At 65.2% G+C, this 19,451-nt stretch carries 11 protein-coding genes; 6 read left to right on the top strand and 5 right to left on the bottom strand.

All coding sequences use genetic code 11. The features are described from left to right. Positions 1-370 precede the first annotated feature (370 nt). Positions 371-6,706 (bottom strand): apolipoprotein A-IV repeat region-like domain-containing protein, encoded by a 6,336-nt coding sequence (locus BJ122_RS14550; protein ID WP_110781882.1) that lies wholly within the window; start codon positions 6,704-6,706, stop codon positions 371-373. Between the two features lie 373 nt (positions 6,707-7,079). Between BJ122_RS14550 and BJ122_RS14545 the strand changes: the two genes are divergently transcribed. Next, on the top strand, positions 7,080-7,454 hold the full coding sequence (locus BJ122_RS14545) for an Hpt domain-containing protein (protein ID WP_110781953.1): 375 nt from the start codon (positions 7,080-7,082) through the stop codon (positions 7,452-7,454). Positions 7,455-7,718: 264 nt separating this feature from the next. Further along, entirely contained in the window at positions 7,719-8,039 is a 321-nt protein-coding gene (locus BJ122_RS14540; protein ID WP_110781881.1) for a 2Fe-2S iron-sulfur cluster-binding protein, read from the top strand. A 168-nt stretch (positions 8,040-8,207) separates the two neighbouring features. Here the strand turns inward: BJ122_RS14540 and BJ122_RS14535 are convergent, their stop codons facing one another. Then, positions 8,208-8,663, bottom strand: coding sequence for an acyl-CoA thioesterase (locus tag BJ122_RS14535; protein ID WP_110781879.1), 456 nt, complete (start codon positions 8,661-8,663; stop codon positions 8,208-8,210). A gap of 170 nt (positions 8,664-8,833) precedes the next feature. On the opposite strand from BJ122_RS14535, the gene BJ122_RS14530 reads away from it, so the two are divergent. From BJ122_RS14530 to BJ122_RS14520, 3 genes are all read left to right on the top strand, one after another. Beyond that, positions 8,834-9,862, top strand: coding sequence for an NAD(P)/FAD-dependent oxidoreductase (locus BJ122_RS14530; protein ID WP_110781878.1), 1,029 nt, complete (start codon positions 8,834-8,836; stop codon positions 9,860-9,862). A gap of 222 nt (positions 9,863-10,084) precedes the next feature. Next, positions 10,085-13,621, top strand: a complete 3,537-nt coding sequence (locus BJ122_RS14525; protein WP_110781876.1) for a class I SAM-dependent DNA methyltransferase — start codon at positions 10,085-10,087, stop codon at positions 13,619-13,621. A 294-nt stretch (positions 13,622-13,915) separates the two neighbouring features. Further along, positions 13,916-14,542 (top strand): DUF2147 domain-containing protein, encoded by a 627-nt coding sequence (locus tag BJ122_RS14520; RefSeq protein ID WP_110781874.1) that lies wholly within the window; start codon positions 13,916-13,918, stop codon positions 14,540-14,542. Positions 14,543-14,810: 268 nt separating this feature from the next. On the opposite strand, the gene BJ122_RS14515 is transcribed toward BJ122_RS14520, so the two are convergent. Further along, on the bottom strand, positions 14,811-16,793 hold the full coding sequence (locus BJ122_RS14515; protein ID WP_245407741.1) for an SGNH/GDSL hydrolase family protein: 1,983 nt from the start codon (positions 16,791-16,793) through the stop codon (positions 14,811-14,813). A gap of 61 nt (positions 16,794-16,854) precedes the next feature. After that, positions 16,855-17,934 carry a lysylphosphatidylglycerol synthase transmembrane domain-containing protein gene (locus tag BJ122_RS14510; RefSeq protein WP_110781871.1) on the bottom strand — a complete coding sequence of 360 codons (1,080 nt, stop codon included), beginning with the start codon at positions 17,932-17,934 and terminating at the stop codon, positions 16,855-16,857. 435 nt (positions 17,935-18,369) lie between these two features. On the opposite strand from BJ122_RS14510, the gene BJ122_RS14505 reads away from it, so the two are divergent. Then, positions 18,370-18,876, top strand: coding sequence for a YciE/YciF ferroxidase family protein (locus tag BJ122_RS14505; RefSeq protein WP_110781870.1), 507 nt, complete (start codon positions 18,370-18,372; stop codon positions 18,874-18,876). On the opposite strand, the gene BJ122_RS14500 is transcribed toward BJ122_RS14505, so the two are convergent. Next, positions 18,854-19,321, bottom strand: coding sequence for a hypothetical protein (locus BJ122_RS14500; protein WP_110781951.1), 468 nt, complete (start codon positions 19,319-19,321; stop codon positions 18,854-18,856). The two genes, BJ122_RS14505 and BJ122_RS14500, sit on opposite strands and share 23 nt — an antisense overlap. Between the last annotated feature and the right edge of the window lie 130 nt (positions 19,322-19,451).

The raw sequence follows: 19,451 nt of genomic DNA, 5'->3' as shown, positions 1-19,451 counted from the left end.
ACCCTCCCCACCGCTGCGCGGGGGGAGGGAAAGACTCGTCCGAGCATGGACTTGGCCTTGAGCGGTCAGATGCCGTCCGCCGATGTGTCGGTGATGTCCCCGAACATCCGTCTGACATGTCCCCGAACACCTGTCGGCCATGTCTCCGAACACCCTCCGGCATGTCCCCGAACACCCTCCGGCATGTCCCCGAACACTTGTCGGCCATCTCTCCGAACACCGTCGGCGATGTCCCCGAACGCCGGTCCGGGAACGCGAGCGGCCAAAAGGAAAGGGCGGGAGCTTGCGCTCCCGCCCTTTGATTATGTGCCTGGCTGTTGTGTGCCTGGCTGTTGTGTGCCTGGCTATTGCCGTGTGCCTGGCGCGGTGCTTAGCCGAGCCGGCCCGAAGCGTGGGCGAGCAGGGTGTACACCAGCCCGGTTTCCGACAGCAGGTGGTTGCGCAGCGCCGCCGGACCGCGTTCATCGCGCGCCACTTCGTCGAGCAGACGCTCGAACTCGGTGATGTAGCGATCGACGGTCTGCTTAAAACTGCGGTCGCTGCGATACTTGCGGGCGACTTCGTCAAAAGCCTTCTGGCCGGCCGGGGTGTACAGCCGCTTCGAGAACGCCTTGGCCTCGCCGCGCTGATAGCGATCCCACATCTCGGCCGCGAGGTTGCGGTCGAGCAGCCGGCCGATGTCGAGCGTCAGCGAGTCAAGCGGGCTGGCGCTGGAGGCGGGCGGGGTGGCCGCGGCACGCGGCGCGGGGCGCGGGGCCTCGCGTTCGTTGTCGGCGCGGTTCAGCAGATCCGACAGCCAGCCGTCACGGTCCTGGTCCGCTTCCGGGGCGACCGAGGGCGCCTCGGTGCGACGGCTGGGCGGCAGGCCGAGGTCGGGCGGCGGCAGGATTGCGGCGCTCGAGTCGCGCATCGCCGGTTCACGGGCCGGCGGCGCTTCACGCGGCCGGGCCGGCTGGCGCGCCGGGGCTTCGCGGCGGGCGGCGCCCGCCGTCACCAGCGACGGCTCTTCTTCACGCTGCACGCTGGCGCGGCTGGTGGTCGACACGTCGAGACCACGGCCATGGCGGGCGACGATGCGGTTCAGCTCGGCGAGCGCCTCGATCTGATCCACGATCACCTTGCGCATCTGCGAGGTGCTTTCCGCGGTTTCCTGCGGAATTTCCAGCACGCCGCGGCGCAGTTCTTCGCGGGTCGATTCCAACTCGGCGTGCATCTCCGAGGCCATCTTCTTGATGCCCTGGACCATGGCAGCGAACTTGTCGGTCGATTGCTTGAACAGCGTTTCGACTTCGCGGCTGCTCTGCTGCTGCAGCTCGTTCATCGCGGCCACGGTGAGCCGGCGCTGTTCCTCAGCGGATTCACGCACGGTCTCGAACTGCCGGGTGATGGTGCTCGAACCGGTGCCGGCGGTCTCCGCCACGATGCGGGCGATGTCGCGGGCACGTTCTTCGGCCGCCGCCAGCGACTCGTCGAGCAGGCTGGTGAACCGGGTCAGCCGCTGATCGAGATCGGCGGTGCGCAGGTCGATGGTGGTGACCAGCGATTCCAGTTCGGACTTGCGCTGCGCCACCGAGCTGCTGGTGCTGTGGTTGCTCTGCTCGACCAGCGCCGCGGCCTGCTCGAGAGCCTGGCCGTGGGCAGCGAACTGGGTCGACAGCGCGCCGAGGTCTTCCAGAGCCTTGGCGGTCTTGCCGTTGAACACGGTGAGCTGATCTTCCAGAGCCTGGGTCGCCACGCCGTTGCGCGAGTTGACGTCGTTCATGGTGGTGACGAAGTCGGCGACGCGGGTCACCAGCGCACGCTCCAGCGAGTTCAGGTTCTCGTGGGCGCCGGTCAGCACTTCCTGCAGCAGGATGTTGCCTTCGCGCAGCCGTTCGAACAGCGCGACGGTGTCGGTGCGCAGGATCTTGCTGGTTTCCTGCATCTCGGTCACGGCCGCGATCGACACCTGGCGCGACTGCTCGATCGCCGAACGCGAGGCCAGTTCGAGGTCCTTGATCGACTTGTTGACCGCATTGGTTGCCAGCTCGCCGGCGCCGGTGATGGTGCGGGCGACGTCGGTGCTGTTGGTGACGATGGTGTGCGAGAACGCCTTGCCGCGGGTCTCGATCGCCTTGAGCGCATCAGCGGTCACGCGGTCGATATCAACGGTGAGCTGATTGGCCTTGCCGCCGATCGCATCGACCAGCAGGCCGCGCTTGCCGTCGATCATCTGCGACAGACGATCGGTCTGCTGCTGCACGTAGCTGACGATCTCGTCGGTCTTGCTCGTCATGGTGGTGCCGAAGCTGCCGCTGGCGGCGAACACCGACCGCTCGATCTCGGCCGAGGTGGTCTTCATCTTGGCCGCCACCTCGTTCGAGACCGCAACCAACGTGTTCTGGGCGTTGGCGGCGCTGCTCTGGATGGTGTCGGCGGTGTTGGCCGTCACGGTGGTCAGCGACTTCTCGATGTCGGCCGAAATCGACCGCATGTGGCTGGCGGCATCGCTGCTCACCGTCACCAGCGTGCCCTGCACTTCGCGGGCGCTGTCGAGCAGCGAGGTCGCGGTGTCGGTGCTGACCTTGATCAGCGTGCGCTCGATATCGAGCGCGGCCGAGCGCACATGACCGGCGGCTTCTTCCGAAGTCGTGGCCAGGCTGGCATGGGCTTCGCGGGCGTTGTCGAGCAGCGCGGCCGCGGTGTCCGCGCCCACCTTGGTGAGCGTGCGTTCGACTTCGAGCGCGGTGGTGCGCACCTGATTGGCGGCTTCTTCCGAAGTCGAGCTCAGGCTGGCCTGGGCTTCGCGCGCGCCGCTCACGATGGTGTCGGCCGTGTTGCGGCCCGCCGCCGTGATGGTGCGCTCGACGTCTTCGGTCAGGCTCTTGACCTGGGTCGCGGCTTCCGACGACGCGCTGACCAGCGTGCTCTGCGCTTCGCGGGCACCGGCGAGGATCGCCGCGGCGGTCGAGGTGCCGACCGCGGTCAGCGTGCGCTCGACATCGCCCGACATCGACTTGACCTGGGTCGAGACGTCGGTGGCCACGCTCACCAGACGGCTCTGCGCATCGCGGGCGCTGTTGAGGATCGCTTCGGCGGTGTTGGCGCCGGCGCTCGACAGGGTCCGCTCGACATCGGTGGTGAGCGAACGCACCTGGCTGGCGGCTTCGCTGGAGGCTTCCACCAGCACGGTCTGCGCGGCGCGGGCGCCGGACAGCACGGCGTCGGAGGTGGTCGAGCCGGCCGCAAACAGCGTCCGTTCGATATCAGCCGACAGGGTGCGCATCTGGCTGGCGACGTCAGTCGAGGTCGAGACCAGCGTGGTCTGGGCCTCGCGGGCACCGGCGAGCAGGGCGGTGGCGGTCGAGCTGCCGGCAGCCGACAGCGTGCGTTCCACTTCCTCGGCCAGCTCCTTGATCTGCAGCGTGGCGTCGCTCGAGGCGTTGATCAGGTTGGACTGCGCCTCGCGAGCGCGGGCCACCAGCGACTCGGCGGCGTTGATGCCGACCGCGGTCAGGCCGCTCTCGATTTCGTTCGAGGTCAGCTTCAGCTGGGCGCCGACTTCGGTCGAGACCGACAGCAGCGCTTCCTGCGCGGCGCGGGCGCCGGTCTGGATGGTTTCGCTGGTGTTGACCACGAGGTGGGTCAGCGAGCGCTCGGCGTCCTCGACGTGCGAACGGATGCCGATCGACAGTTCTTCGGCGCGCGCCATTAGGCTGTCGCTGGCGTGGCGGCCGCTGTTTTCGATACGGCCGGCCACGGCTTCGATGCGCGAGCCGAGCAGGTCTTCGAACTGCGACACGCGGGTGTCGATCTCGTTGGCCACCGCGCCGACGCGGACCTCGAGCCCCTCGTGGATCTCCTGGAACCTTGCGGTGACGGTGTGCTCGAGATGCAGCGTGCGGCCGTCGATGGTCTCGGTGACGTGGGCGATGCGATTGTCGATCGCCGCGATCGCCTGCACGGTGCCTTCGGTCAGCGACTGGGTGAAGTGCGCCAGACGGGTGTCGAGCGACTGCACCGCCTGGGTGGCGCTGTCGGTCAGGGCCATGGTCAGGTCGCCGAGGCGGCCGTCGATGGTCTCGGTGGCGCGGGTGGCACGATCGGCCAGCGTGGCGGCGAGGTGGGTGAGGCGGTTGTCGATCTGCTGGGTCGCGCTGGCGGCACCGTCGGTGACGGTGACCGTGAGCTGGCGCAGCCGCTGATCGATTTCGCCGGTGGCGCTGGCGGCGCCTTCGGACAGGGTGACGGTGAGCTGACGCAGCCGGGTGTCGATCTCCTGGGTGGCGGTGGTGGCGCCCTCGGTGAAGGTCGAGGTCAGGCGCTGCAGGCGGGTATCGATATCGTCGGTGACGTTGGCGGCGCCCTCGGTGAGGGTCGCGTTCAGACGCTGCAGGCGCGCATCGATATCGTCGGTAGCGTTGGCGGCGCCCTCGGTCAGCGTCGAGGTCAGACGCTGCAGGCGAATATCGATGTCCTCGGTTGCCTTGGCGGCGCCGTCGGTCAGGGTGAGCGCCAGCTCATGCAGCCGCGCGTCGATTTCGCCGGTGGCACGGGCGGCGCCATCGGTGAGCGTGCTGGTGAGGTGATGCAGCCGCGAGTCGATCGCCTCGGTGGCGCTGACCGCACCATCGGTGAGGGTGTTGGTCAGCTCGGTGAGGCGGGCGTCGATCGCCTGGGTGGCGTTGGCGGCGCCTTCGGTCAAAGACAGCGTCAGACGGCCGAGGCGGGCATCGATCGCCTGGGTGGCATTGGTGGCGTTCTCGGTCAGCGACTGGGTCAGATGGCTGAGGCGCGAGTCGATCGAGTCGATCGCCTGGGCGGCGCCGTCCGACAGCGTCGAGGCGAGGCTGTCGATGCGGGTGTCGATGGTTTCGATCACCGACTTGGCACGCAGATCGAAGGTCTGGTCGAGCGCGCCCATATGGCCGCCGATCATGGCGTCGAAGCTGCTCAGCCTGCCTTCCAGCGAATTGTCGAGATTGCTGACGCGGGTGTCGATCATCGACTCGAACTCGGCGAGGCGCGAGTCGAGCGTGGCGGTGATGCCGGTGCCGGTGGTCGAGATCTTGCTGTCGAAGCTGTCGACATAGGTCTTGAGCGCGTCGGAGATTTCCTGGCTGCGCTGGCCCATGCGCTCGACGATCTCGCCGCCATAGGTCTTCACGGTGTGATCGAATTCGCTGATGTGACGGGTGATCAGCGCGCCGAGCGTGCCGCTGTCACGCGCGAATTTCTCGGCCAGCTCGGTGCCCTTGTTGCGCACCAGCTCGTCGAACGCGCTCATCTGCACGCTGAGCGTGTCGTGGGTGTTTTCGGTCTGGCTGATCACCTTGGCGACCAGGGTGTTGACGGTGACATCCAGCGCTTCGCTGGCCTTGTCGCCGCTGGTCAGCACCTGGGTGGCGAGGCGGTTGCCGGCGTCGTCGATCTTGCTGGCAAGGTCGGTGCTGCGCAGGTCGAGTTCGACCAGCAGCGAGTCGCCCGAATTCTTGAGCGCGTCATGCACCTGCTCGGCGCGTTCGGAGATGCCTTCCACAATGACGGCGGCCTTCTGCTCGAACTCGCTGGTGATGCGCTCGATGCGCTGGTTCAGCATCTCGTGGACGCGATCGGCGAGGTCGACGAATTCGTCGTGCACGTGGCCGGTCTTGAAATTCAGGCTGGTGGTCAGCCGCTCGCTGGCGTCGAGCACCGCGCGCGTGGTTTCGGCGCTGGCCTCCTCGAAGCGGTCGAGCAGGTCGCCGCCGCGCTCGCCGAGCGTCAGGATCATATGGTCGCCGGCTGAGCTGAGCGCATTGGTGATGTGCGCGCCGCGTTCTTCCAGGGCGCTGGTGATGCTCTTGGCGACTTCGTCAACGCGCGAGGCGATCGCGTCGGAAATCAGCGCGATGTCATGGCGCAGATCGATCTGCACGCCGGAAATGGCGCTGCGCACCTGTTCGGCCTGGCCGACCAGATTATCGCGCTGATGGGCGATGTCCTGCAGCAGCGCGCGGATGCGCACTTCGTTGTCGGAATAGGCGCGTTCCAGCGCCGACACTTCGTTGGCGACCAGCGCTTCCAGTTCGCTGGCGCGCGCGATCGCGCGTTCGATGCCATCGCCCATCGCCGCGACTTCGCGGCGGATCGCCTGCCCCACGGTGACCACGGACTCGCTGGCGACGCCTTCCGGTTCGGAGAACCGCACCGCGACCTGCGCCATCGATTGCGCGATCATGCGCAGCTCCTGGCCGCGCCAGGCGAGATGGGCGAGGAAGAAGAACAGCATCACCGGCGCGAAGAACAACGCCGCAAGGCCGGCGAGCACCAGCACGCCGCCGCTCTGGCCCATGGCGGCCTGCAGCGAGGGCAAGAAGCTGGCGGTGAGCAGGCCGGCGCCAAGCAGCCAGACGCCGGCGAAGATGCCGGCGAGAGCGTAGACATTGCGGGTGGGGCGGCTTCTCTGAATCGTCTGGAGCAGCTGGCCGATGGTCTCGCGATCATCATTGGCCGGGCGCCCCGACAGCGACTGTTCGGCCAGCTTGTCGAAGCTGGCGCGCTCGGGAACCACCCGCGGCTCGGCCGCAAGGTCTCCCGGCGACGTCGTTGTTTTGGATGCGGCAGCGTCAGCCCGGGCAGGGCTGGTCTCGCCCGAAGCTGGCGGCGTGTCGATGTTCAGGGCTTCCTGAATCGCAGACAGCGCAACTTCGGTGGGATCTTTGGCTTTCTTGGGATTGTTGGCCATGTGCAGTTTACGCCCTTGTTCTACGCATCCGGGGGATCTTTCGCGAAAGTCGCGTCCCGCCCGCCGGTCCTCGCGGCTCGACAGGAAGACCTCTCGATGCCGCCAGCTTGTCCACCACTTCAGCAAACATCCTATTGGCTTGGCGATGCGAATGAAATGGTTGCCGTTAAGACATTCTTAATCATCGTTAACGGCGGCTCCGCGAGGAAAAAAAGCGGCTCGGAAAGCCACGGAAGCCACACTTTTCTGCAAAATATTGCCGAAATCTGGACTTTGCGCCGGGTTTCCACAGCCAGAATTGGTAACCATTTTCGTGATTTGCTGTGCGCAGCGGGCCGACGCCGTCGGCGAGCGGGTCCGATGCGGGGTGCTGATGCTGGAAATCGAACGGGTTGCCTGGATGCCGTCACCTTCGATCGTGCCGGACGAACTGCCGATTGACCTGGATCATCTCGACCGGATGACGCTCGGCGATGACGCGCTGGCGCGCGAAGTGCTGACCATGTTCGTGACCCAGGCGGGTCAATTGCTGGCCCGCCTGGCGCTGTGGCCGGACGATGCCGCCGCGCTGGCGCATCGGCTGTGCGGTTCTGCGCGCGGCATTGGCGCCGGCGAGGTGGCCGACACCGCCGAGCAGCTCGAGATCGTGCTGCGCCATGGCGGCGACCGCGATCGGGCGCTGGACGCGCTGCATGGCGCGGTCGAGGCGGCGCTGGAAGCGATCGGGCGGCGGCTGCAACAGAACTAAAGGCTCGCGGCGAAGGCGGCCGCGCGGCGCCGATGGGTCTATGCCCTTGGTCGGATGCGATTTCTGCCGGTTCCGCGCCAGCTGAGCCGACACATTAAATGGAAATAGCCGGGCCAGAAATGGAAATAGCCGGGCCAGCGTCGCGGCGGTGGGAAAACGCGATAGCGGTTCAGATTTGATCCCGCACCCTGGCGAAACCGGGAACGAGCCGTTATAGGACAGCCCGAAACATTTCCCCCTTTTGTTATCAGCACACGAGCAATCATGGCCAAGATCAACTTTGTCGATCACACCGGAGAAACCCGCACCGTCGAGGTCGAGGAGGGCGCCACGGTGATGGAGGCGGCCATCCGCAACGCGGTGCCGGGCATCGAGGCTGAATGCGGCGGCGCCTGCGCCTGCGCGACCTGCCACGTCTATGTCGACGACGCCTGGCGCGAAAAGACCGGCTCGCCGACCCCGATGGAAGAAGACATGCTGGATTTCGGCTTCGACGTGCGCCCGAATTCGCGGCTGTCGTGCCAGATCAAGGTCACCGAGGAGCTGGACGGCCTGGTGGTCACCGTCCCCGAGCGTCAGGCCTAACAAGGGCCGATCTTGTCGCTGTGAGCCGCGCCAAAGCCGTCCTGCCGGATGGCTTGGCTTGGCTCGCCTGACGACCAGAACGCGGCGGCAGCTGCCGCGCGCTGCTGCCAGTGATTTTGCCAATGGCTGGGCTTGTCCCGGCCATTGGCGTTTTTGATGCGGTCGGCGTTATTCCGCGGACAGCCCTGATCCCTGCCAGCGCTGCAGATTGCGGATCACGTCCTCCGGCAGCGGCGCCGGCTTGCGGCTTTCGGCGCCGACCAGCACGGTGATCGAGCGCGCCGAGGCCACGCAAACGCCCTTGGAAAACACCGCCTGATCGAAATGCACCGAGGTGCGGCCGATCTTGTGTACCGCGAGCCCAAGTTCGATGGTGCCGGGCCAGTGCAGCTCGTAGCGAAAGTGGATGTCGAGCCGCACCAGCACCCAGCCATAGCCTTCCGGCATCAGGCCATTGGCCTTGTCCTTGACCAGCGCGACCCGGGAGGACTCGAAATAGGTGGCATAGACGGCGTTGTTGACGTGCTGGTTCGGATCGAGATCGCCGAACCGGACGTTATCCGAAAGTCGATAGGGGAAGTTCTCAAGGCGCGGCGTCGCGGCGTCGCGGGAGCGTGCAGTCACGGGCGTTCTCCGGCAGCTTTTTGAGCGGTTACAGCGCAGTTCTTGAGATAGAACAAGGTCGCGGGCGGGGCCGGCCCCTATTTATCGCTTCCCTCCACTGGCCGCTTTGGCTAGACACGCCGCAGCCTGCAAGGCTGCCCTCCCAGCACGAACCAAGCGCAAAGAAGACCATGAGCGAAGCGATTAAAACCGATGTCCTTATTGTTGGCGCGGGCCCCTGCGGACTGTTCGCCGTGTTTGAACTCGGGCTGCTCGACATCAAGGTGCATCTGGTCGACATCCTGGACAAGGTCGGCGGACAATGCGCCGAATTGTATCCCGAGAAGCCGATCTACGACATTCCCGGCATTCCGATGATCACCGGTCAGGGCCTCACCGAGAGCCTGATGGAGCAGATCAAGCCGTTCAATCCGCAATTCCATCTCAATGAGATGATCGAGACCGTCGAGAAGATCGGCGATCCGGGGTTCCGCGTCACCACCGATGGCGGCAAGGTGTTCGAGTGCACCGTGCTGGTCGTGGCCGCTGGCGGCGGCTCGTTCCAGCCGAAGCGCCCGCCGGTGCCGGGCGTCGAAGCCTATGAAGGCAAGTCGGTGCACTACGCGGTGCGCAAGATGGAAGACTTCCGCGGCAAGGACATCCTGATCGTCGGCGGTGGCGACTCCGCGCTCGACTGGACGCTGAACCTCAACCCGATCTGCAAGAGCATGACGCTGGTGCATCGCCGCGACGAATTCCGCGGCGCGCCGCATTCGGTCGAGCAGATGCGTCAGCTGGTGGCCTCCGGCAAGCTCGATCTCAAGATCGGCCAGATCACCGAGCTGCAGGGTGCCGACGGCCAGCTCGAAGGCGCCACCATCAAGCTCAACGACAACTCGATCTCGCAGATCAAGTGCGATGCGATGCTGCCGTTCTTTGGCCTGACCATGAAGCTCGGCCCGGTCGCCAATTGGGGCCTGCAGCTCGAGAACAACCTGATCCCGGTCGACACCGGCACCTTTGAGACCAACGTGCCCGGCATCTTCGCGATCGGCGACATCAACACCTATCCCGGCAAGCTGAAGCTGATCCTGTCCGGCTTCCACGAGGGTGCGCTGATGGCGCAGAAGGCCGTGAAGTACGTCTATCCGGAGAAGCGCGTGGTGTTCCAGTACACCACCTCGTCGACCAATCTGCAGAAGAAGCTCGGCGTCAACTAAGCGCCATCTGCTGCTAAGCGTCATCCGCTTCGATCATTCAAAGCCCGACGATGCCCCGCATCGCCGGGCTTTTTGCGTCTTGAAAGCGGGATTGCCGGATGCGCGTCAGCCCATCGCTTCTCGCAACGCCTGCCGCCTCTCGACCAAAGAGGGTGCCTCGGTGTGTCAGGAACTGTCCGTTCGGATGTGGACGACAGCAAAACTCCCCGCTAGGTTGCACGCATGGGGGACCAGGACGTTTCGGCCGTTGAAGAATTTATTGCGCGCTGGCAAGACCGCGAGGGCGGTCAGGAGCGCGCCAATTACGTTTCGTTTCTCACGGAGCTGATCGCGCTGCTGGGGCTGCCGAAGCCTGATCCCGCCGACGCCACCCACGAGCACAACGACTATGTGTTCGAGCGCGTGGTGAAGAAAAGCAGCACCGACGGCGCCTCTTACGGCCGCATCGATCTCTACAAAAAAAGCTGCTTCGTCCTGGAAGCCAAGCAGAGCCGGCTCAAGGGCCTCAAGAAGGTCGCCGGCCAGTCGGAGCTGTTCGCCAGTGCGGCCGAGGGCAGCCGCGGGCGGCGCGGCGCCGATCGCGCCTGGGACGTGCTGATGCTGAACGCCAAGCGCCAGGCCGAGGAATACGCCCGCGCGCTGCCGGCCTCGCATGGCTGGCCGCCGTTCATTCTGGTGTGCGACGTCGGCCATTGCATCGAGGTCTATGCCGACTTCACGGGCCAGGGCAAAAACTACACCCAGTTTCCGGATCGGCAGAGTTTCCGCATCTATCTCGAAGACTTGCGCAACGACGACGTGCGCGAGCGGTTGCAGAAAATTTGGCTCGATCCGCAGGCGCTCGATCCGGCACAGGCTTCGGCCAAGGTAACGCGCGACATTGCGCGGCGGCTAGCGCACGTCTCGCTCGCGCTGGAGAAACAGGGTTTTGTCGCCGACGACGTCGCGATGTTCCTGATGCGTTGCCTGTTTACGATGTTCGCTGAGGATGTCGAACTGCTGCCGGAGAACGCGTTCAAGAATCTGCTGGAAGAGTGCGAGAACAATCCTGAAGCTTTCGTGCACGATGTCGGCCAGCTCTGGGAGGCGATGGACCTTGGCCAGTGGGCGCATGCGCTGAAAACCAAGGTCAAGCGTTTCAACGGCGAGTTCTTTAAGAATCGCGCTGCGTTACCGCTCGGCCGCGAAGAAATCGGCGAGCTGCGCGAGGCTGCGGGCTATGACTGGAAGGAGGTCGATCCTTCGATCTTCGGCACGCTGCTGGAACAGGCACTCGATCCGACCGAGCGCAAGCGGCTCGGGGCGCACTACACGCCGCGCGCCTATGTCGAACGGCTGGTGATCGCCACCATCATCGAGCCCTTGCGCGAGGACTGGCGCAACGTGCAGGCCACCGCCGAAACGCTGCGCGCCGCCGGCGACCTCAAGGGGGCGGCTGATGCGGTGCAGAAATTCCACGATCAGCTGTGCCAGACGCGGGTGCTCGATCCCGCCTGCGGCACCGGCAACTTCCTCTATGTTTCGCTCGAGCTGATGAAGCGGCTGGAAGGCGAGGTGCTGGAAGCTCTGCTCGATCTCGGCGGCCAGGAAGCGCTACGCGGCCTCGGCTCGCACTCGATCGATCCGCATCAGTTCCTGGGCATGGAGATCAATCCGCGCGCGGCGGCAATCGCAGAGCTGGTGCTGTGGATCGGTTATCTGCAATGGCACTTCCGCACCAAGGGCGGCGCGCCCGACGAGCCGATCTTGAAAGCGTTCAAGAACATTCAGGTCAAGAACGCGGTCCTGACATGGGACGGCGCGCCGCTGCCGAAGATCGAGGGCGGCAAGGAGACCTATCCGAACCCGCGCCGGCCGGAATGGCCGGCGGCGGAGTTCATCGTCGGCAATCCGCCATTCATTGGCGGCAAGGATGTTCGCAGCCGTATTCCGTATGCGGAAGAGTTGTGGGCCGCGCACAAGCACATGAACGAGTCCGCCGATTTCGTGATGTATTGGTGGGATCGCGCTGCCGAACTCCTCACGCGCAAGGGCACAGTGCTGCGCCGCTTTGGTCTGGTGACCACCAATTCGATCTCACAGGTGTTTCAGCGCCGGGTAATGGAGAAGTATCTCAAGGCAAAGAAACCGATCTCGTTGATCATGGCGATCCCCGATCACCCATGGACCAAGGCGACGCCGGATGCAGCGGCGGTGCGGATCGCCATGACCGTGGCCGTCACGGGGAAACATGACGGACTGCTACAAGAGACCGTAGCAGAGGCCAAGCTCGATACTGATACTCCGGAGATTGAGTTCGAAGGGCGGTTGGGGCTGATTAATTCAGACCTTACGATCGGTGTCGATGTGACTGCAGCCGGAGAGCTTGGAGCAAATGAAGGCGTTTGCTCTCCTGGAGTGAAGTTGCACGGCTCGGGCTTCATTATCTCTAGAGAGGAGGCTGTTCACCTTGGATTGGAGCGGCGAGAGGGGCTCAACGCTCATATCAGGGACTATCGCAATGGTCGGGATTTAACGAGCCGATCGCGCAACGTGATGGTGATCGATCTATTTGGGCTCGAAGCCGAAGAGGTGAAGAGCAGATTCCCAGAAGTCTATCAGCACCTCGCCACGACAGTTAAGCCTGAACGCGACGCCAACAACCGGGACAGCTATCGCCTGAACTGGTGGGTTTTTGGTGAGCCTCGCAAGGACCTTAGACCTGCACTGGTTGATCTTCGTCGCTACATCGCTACGGTTGAGACCACCAAGCATCGCGTCTTTCAATTTCTCGATGCATCAATTCTGCCCGACAACATGCTTGTTGCCATCGGGTCGGATGATGCGTTTCATCTCGGGGTCTTGTCCTCCCGGCTCCATGTGACTTGGACGCTGGCGCAAGGTGGAACGCTCGAGGATCGGCCACGATACACTAAGTCTCAGTGTTTCGATCCCTTTCCCTTTCCCGACGCCAACAACATTCAGAAGCAGACGATTCGCGTCAGCGCCGAAGAGCTCGATGCGCATCGCAAGCGCGTGCTGGCGGAGCATCCGCATCTGACGCTGACCGGGCTGTACAATGTGCTGGAGCGGATCAAGGCGGGAGCCGTGCCGCAGGCACAGCCGTCATCCCCGGGCTCGTCCCGGGGATCCACGTCTTCGGTGCGCGCCCGCAAGAAAGGCGTGGATGGCCGGGACGAGCCCGGCCATGACGGGAGGAGAAGTTCGACGGTCAATGACGAGCAGAGCAATGTACTGACGCCGGACGAGCAGCGCATTTTCGACGATGGCCTCGTGCTGATCCTCAAGGAGTTGCACGACCGGCTCGATGTCGCGGTGGCCGAAGCCTATGGCTGGCCAGCGGACCTTACTGACGATGAGATTTTGGCGCGGCTGGTGGCGCTCAACAAAGAGCGCGCCGCTGAAGAAAAGCGCGGGCTGGTGCGCTGGCTGCGGCCCGACTACCAGATTCCGCGTTTTGCCAAGGGCGTCGACAAGCAGGCGGTGGCCGAGGAGGGGGCGCAGATCGCAGCCAGCCTCGACCTTGGCGAAAAACAACAGAAGCCGTCGTTCCCGGCGAGTGCAGTCGAGCAGACCGCGGCGGTGTTTGCGGCGCTCGCGGCTGCCTCGGGGCCGATCGATGCCAAGGGCCTCGCGGCACAGTTCAAGCGCACCAAGACCACTGAGAAGAAGGTGGCCGACGTGCTCGCCTCGCTGGCGCGGCTCGGTTACGTCAGCTCGCCAGACGGCATCAGCTTCATGCTGCGCAAGGTGGCATAATATAGCCTATAGCCGGCGCAGCGATCGCTGCAGCGGCCTTTCTTGACTTAGATTCTGCGGGAACCCAGTTGCGCTCGGACAACGCGCAACGGCGGCGAAGCGCGCATGCTGTGGCATCGCATTCGCGCCCAGAGACGGATTGGTTGACCAAATTCTCGCAAAGCGCGATTGCATTTTAGTCATAAGCTTCTGGTTGCATGCATCGATCATCAAATTGCCACCCGCGGCGTATGATAAGATGAATTATCCAACCGATAGATAGCCACCAACCGAGAGAATCCGGTGATGATGCGAATGGTAGGAAAGAAGCTTCAGCGCGGTCTCGCGGTGACCGCCTTGGCAATCGCAATGCTGGCGGGCGGCGGGCCGTCCTGGGCCGCCGATGTCACCGCTGCGGGCCTGTGGCAACGCAGCGACAATGGCAAGCCAGTGGTCTGGGTGCTGATGCTCGATCGTGGCAATGGCCTGTTTGAGGGCGTGGTCGCCAAAACGTTCCCGCAGCCGGGATCGGACCCCAATCTGGTCTGCGACGAATGCGAGGATGATCGTAAGGGCCAGCCGGTGCTCGGCATTTCGCTGATCCGCGACATGAAGCGGAAGGGGCTGGAATATATCGGCGGCAACATTCTCGACCCGCGCAATGGCGACATCTGGAGCGCGCAGATGAAGGTCAGCCCGGATGGCCAGGCGTTGACGCTGCGCGGCTATCTGATGACGCCGATGCTCGGCCAGGACGAGACCTGGCAGCGGCTGCCGGACACCGCCTATGCCCAGCTCGATCCGGTGATCGCCGCCAAATATCCGCCGCCGACCCCGGCTGCTGCGCCGGCGCCCGCCAAGCCCGGCGCCGCGCCGGCCGCGGCCAAGCCGCCCAAGCCTGCGGCCCCGGCGCCGACGCCCGCTCCGGCTCCGGCGCGCTGAGCGCCGCCGCCCACGGGCGGAGCCCTCAACAGATCAGCTCTGGCTGTTTTGCGCGGCCAGGGCTGATCTGTTTTTGGCTGATCTGTTTTGAGAGGCTGTTATTACCAACGGCGATTGATACCAACCATTCCGTACGTCATGGCCGGGCCGCGTCCCGGCCATCTACGTCTTTGATCCAGCGGCGCTTTCAAGACGTGGATACCCGCGACAAGCGCGGGCATGACGGGTCATTGGTGAGGAGGCGAAGGCCAGGCCGCGCGCAGCGCGGTCAGTTCGCTGAGCCCGGCACCATGGTCGGCGGCGGCAGCGGTTCCTGCACCACTTCCGGGCCACCCGATTGCAGGCCGAGTACGCTGGCCGCCGCTGGCAATGCGGCGTCGGCCATCGCGGCGTGGCCCTCGGCCGAGGGATGCACCGCGCCGCCATAGACCGCCGACAGCACGCCCCAGGTGGCGTCGTGAATATCGGTCGGCTGCTGCGACGATGGCAGGCCCTGCGGATAGGTCATCGCCGAGAAGTAACTGTCATTGGCGTCGCGCACCCAGCGCGCGCGCGGCAGATAGGGCCGATAATTGCTGGCGCCTATGCCGCACGCCATCGGCTGCGAGGCGGCCGAGACGATGTCGGGATCAAAACTGTCGCCGCGCGGCGAAAAACACTGCCGGTCGAATTCCGGATCATTGGCGCTGCGCGCGCAGAAACCGTGCTGCGCGAACGCGCTCTGATGGCGATCGACAAAGGTCATGCGATCGGCGACCGGATCGCGGCACAGCACGCCGCCGCTGCATTGCGCGAGGTTCTTGAGCTGCGGCAGAAACTCGCTCTGCACGAAATCGACCACGCGGGCGAGGCGCGCGGGATCGGCATTGAACGCCGGATGGATGTCGAAACCGGCCGGGCCGCCCGGGCAGGGCGCGCCGCCGGCCAGCGCCGGATTGCCATAGGCGGTATAGACCACGCGCGACAGGTCGCCGCCGAGCAGCGGCTTCAAGGCTTCGCGCAGTCTGGCAAAGCCCTGCGGCAGCTCGCGTTGCAGCGCCGCGCGGGAATCGTCGAGCGAGGCGATCACGCCGGAGCGCTTGAACAGCGTGCGTTCGGTGGCGTTGTCGACGATCACATCGGCGACCATGCCGGAGAAGTTGATGTCGTTGGCGCCGACCGACAGCAGCACCAGATCGAGCGTGCGGTTCGGCTGCCGGCGCTTGGCCGCGCTCAGCGCCTCGCGCAGTTCGGCGAGCTGGGCGTTGACGTTGCCCTCGCATTTTGCGCCCGACTTGGTGATCACGCATTCGCGCGCGCGCTGCGAGCCGAACAGCCCTTCGCTGATGGTGGCGCCGGTGCAGGCCAGCGGCAGATAGGTGACCGCGAGGTGCGGGAAGCGTGCCGCCAGCGCCAGCGCGGTGCGGGTCTGGTAGGAATACAGCGAGCGGTGGCAGGCCGGGTTCAGCCATTGCGCGCTCTGGCGCTGCCAGACTTGCAGCGTCTCCGGCGCTTCGCAGGCGCGGCCGCCTTTATAGCCGGCACGGCTCGGCCGGTAGTACTGGCCCTGCACGCCGCCGAGATAGGAACGGAAGCAGAAGCCTTCGTCGCTGAGCGCGATCGGCTTGTCGGGATTGCCTTCGCCGGAGGCGATCGAGTCGCCGAGCCCGGCGATGAAGATGTCGCGCACCTCGATGGTCTCGGTGACGCGCAGCGCCGGATCGGCGCCGCTGCTGACCTCGACCGCGACCTGGGTCGGTCCGCCATAATGGACGCGCAGATTGATCGGCTCGGCGCAATCGAGCGTCGAGCTGCGCGGCGGTCCTTCGCCGTCGTCGAACGACCAGGCGCAGGTGGCGCCGACCGGAATCGCGCCGGTGAGCCGCACCGTGACCGGATGCTCGGTCGGCGTCAGATAGCTTTCCTTGACGTTGTCGCGGGTGCAGGGCTCGTTGACCCGGCCGGTCGGGTCGATGCACAGCCGGCCCACCACATTGCGGGCCCAGCCGCGGCCGTCGCTCTGCACGCCAAGGGCCTGTTCCGACGCCAGCACGGTGGCGCTGCGCAGCGCCTCGGCATGCAGCAGGAAGTCGCGTTCCTCGCGGAACAGCCGAAAGCGGTTGCGGACTTCCCACTGGATTTGCAGGCCGCTGCCGGGGCTGGCGGCTTGGACCGGGGTCGCCACCGGCTGCGCGGCGCCAGGGCTGGCGGCCGCACCGGCAAGGCCGAGGACGAGCGCCGCCCGCGAAAAAGCACTGAACCTGGACAACATCGCGATCATGGCCCGCCTTCAACGCTGCGGTTGAGGCAAAACTATGGGCGCCGCCGCCCGCTCACAGCGGACGGCGCGGGCTGGTGGCGGCGGCACGGGCCTGCGGCGGGGGTGGCGGCAAGCGCTTCGGCGCCGGCGGCACCACCGGAACCCGGCGCGCCTGCCAGGGCTTGACCACGCTCAGCCACAATTCGCGGGTGCCCATGATGGTGATCGAGATCGCGAACGGGATCACGAAATACAGCATCCGGAAGATCACCAGCGTCGCCACCAGTTCCTCGCGCGCGAATTGCGGCAGCGCCAGCAGCATCGCGGCGTCGAACACCCCGAGACTGCCGGGGGCATGGCTGGCAAAGCCGAGCAGCGTGGCGAGAATGAACACCACCGCCAGCGACATGAAGTCGATATCGGGCGAGGCCGGCATCAACAGATACATCGCCAGCGCGCAGAAGCCGAGATCGACCACGCCGATCAGCACCTGCAGGAAGGTGAGGCGCGCCGAGGGCAGCACCACTTTCCAGCCGTTCTGGCCAAGCTCGCGGCGTTTTTTGCCGGTGGCGATCCAGGCCAGATAGATCGCGATGCCGACCAGACAGCCGACGCCGATCAGCCGGTTAATCTCGGAAGGCAGCCGGTCCATCGCCGAGGCCGCGGACGGATGCCAGACCAGGCCGATGCCGAGCACGAACAGATTGCCGAGCCAGAAGGTCAGGCCGGAGATGAAGCAGATTTTGGCAACGTCGATCGCCGACAGGCCGTAGTCGGAATAGATCCGGAACCGGATCGCGCCGCCGGTGAACACCGTGGCGCCGATATTGTGGCCGATCGTGTAGGAGGTGAAGCCGGTCAGCGCCGCGATCCGGTACGGCACGTGCCGCTTGCCGATCGTGCGGAGCGCGAAGAAATCATAGAAGGTCAGCGTGAAGAACGCGCCGACCACACACAGCGCGGCCAGCGCAATCTGGGTGCTCGGCTTTTCCTTGAGGGCGACCAGGATAACGTCGGTATCGACACCCTGTAGGGTATGGATCAGGGAGTGGATCGCAAATCCGATGATCAGCAGGCTTGCGACGATCCCCAGCCGTTTCCAGCCCAACCGTTCTTTGAAGCCACGCCGCAGCGCGCTCAATACTCGATGCATTCGTCCTCCGGGATGGGCGGCGCCGTGGTGTAGGCCGATTGAGGCGAAAACTGGCCAAAGGCTGCCGAGCTACTCATAACGCGCATAATCCATTGGGCGAAAGCGGCTCGTCAGAAAAAAAACTGCACCCTGGCCCAGCCGGTGTGTGCATCTTCCCGAGTGCCCCCCGAACGCCCTTGATATAGCGCAAACCGTTGCGCAATTGCGACAAACGCAGCGGCGGATCGTCGCCTGCGCTTTGTGCCACGCCTTGAGCCGCCGCTTGAGCTGCTCCTTGGCGACCGCGCTTCCATATCGCTCAAGGCCGCCTCACGCCATCGCGATGATCAATGCTCCTTCAGTCCGGAACGCCGCTGCGCTCCGGCGGTTGTCCGCGGACCTTGCGACAGGGCACAGGCCCTGTTGCCATGCATTTGGCAACCAAGAGGAGCCGCGATGGGACTTTTCACCAAGGACATCAAGACCATGGATGACCTGTTCGTGCACCAGCTGCAGGACATCTATTACGCCGAGAAACAACTGGTGAAGGCGCTGCCGAAGATGGCCGACAAGGCCAACAATGCGCAGCTCAAGCAGGGTTTCCTCAGCCATCTCGACGAAACCAGGACCCATGTCCAGCGGCTGGAGCAGGTGTTCCAGATGCATGGCGCGCAGGCGCAGGCGGTGGATTGTCCCGCGATCGACGGCATCATCGAGGAGGCCGAAGAGGTCGCCGGCGAGGTCGAGGACAAGGCGGTGCTCGACGCCGCGTTGATCAACGCTGCGCAGGCCGCCGAGCATTACGAGATCACCCGCTATGGCAGCCTGGTGGCGTGGGCCAAGCAGCTCGGCCGCAATGACTGCGCGGCGGTGCTGCAGACGACGCTGGATGAAGAAAAGGCCACCGACAAGAAACTGACCGCGCTCGCGGAGAGCACCATCAATCTGCGGGCGACCGGCTAACGGGCGGGGGCTCGCCTTTGCGGAGCGCGAAATGCACGCCGCAGAAGGCCAGTAGCGCGCCGATCAGCAGGGCCACCACGCCCGCCAGCACGGCGGACACGGTCGGCACCGCGCTCGGCGCCGAGGCGACCCGGCCGGCGGCGGCGAGCAGCAGCACGCCGACCGCCACCAGAAAATTGCGTAGCCGCGGCGGGATTTCGCCCGCGGCTGCGCTGCGCATCAGCGATGCGGTGAAATAGCCCCCGGCAAAACCGGCAGTGGCCACCAGCCACCACGCCAGCGCCGCGCCGGCCGGCACGATGTCGCGCTGGTCCGCGCGCCACAGCCCGTCGAGCTCAAGGCCGATCGATTGGCCGAGCATGTGCACCGCCAGCGCCATCAGCACGCCGCAGATCAGCGCGGCGGCGAAAATCAGGTGGCGCGGGAAGGATACGGGCTTGGTCATCGGGCCATTTCGGTGGTCGAGCCAACGGACATCAGCCGAGGCGTTGCGCCGCAGCCGGATCGGCTGCTTGTATGCTAATGGCTGTTCACAGGCAAACGCCGCTGGCGCGGCCATCACCCGATGCGCAATT

This window comes from Rhodopseudomonas faecalis, from assembly GCF_003217325.1.
Lineage (GTDB): Bacteria > Pseudomonadota > Alphaproteobacteria > Rhizobiales > Xanthobacteraceae > Rhodopseudomonas > Rhodopseudomonas faecalis.
This window is presented reverse-complemented; position numbering and strand designations above follow the sequence as displayed.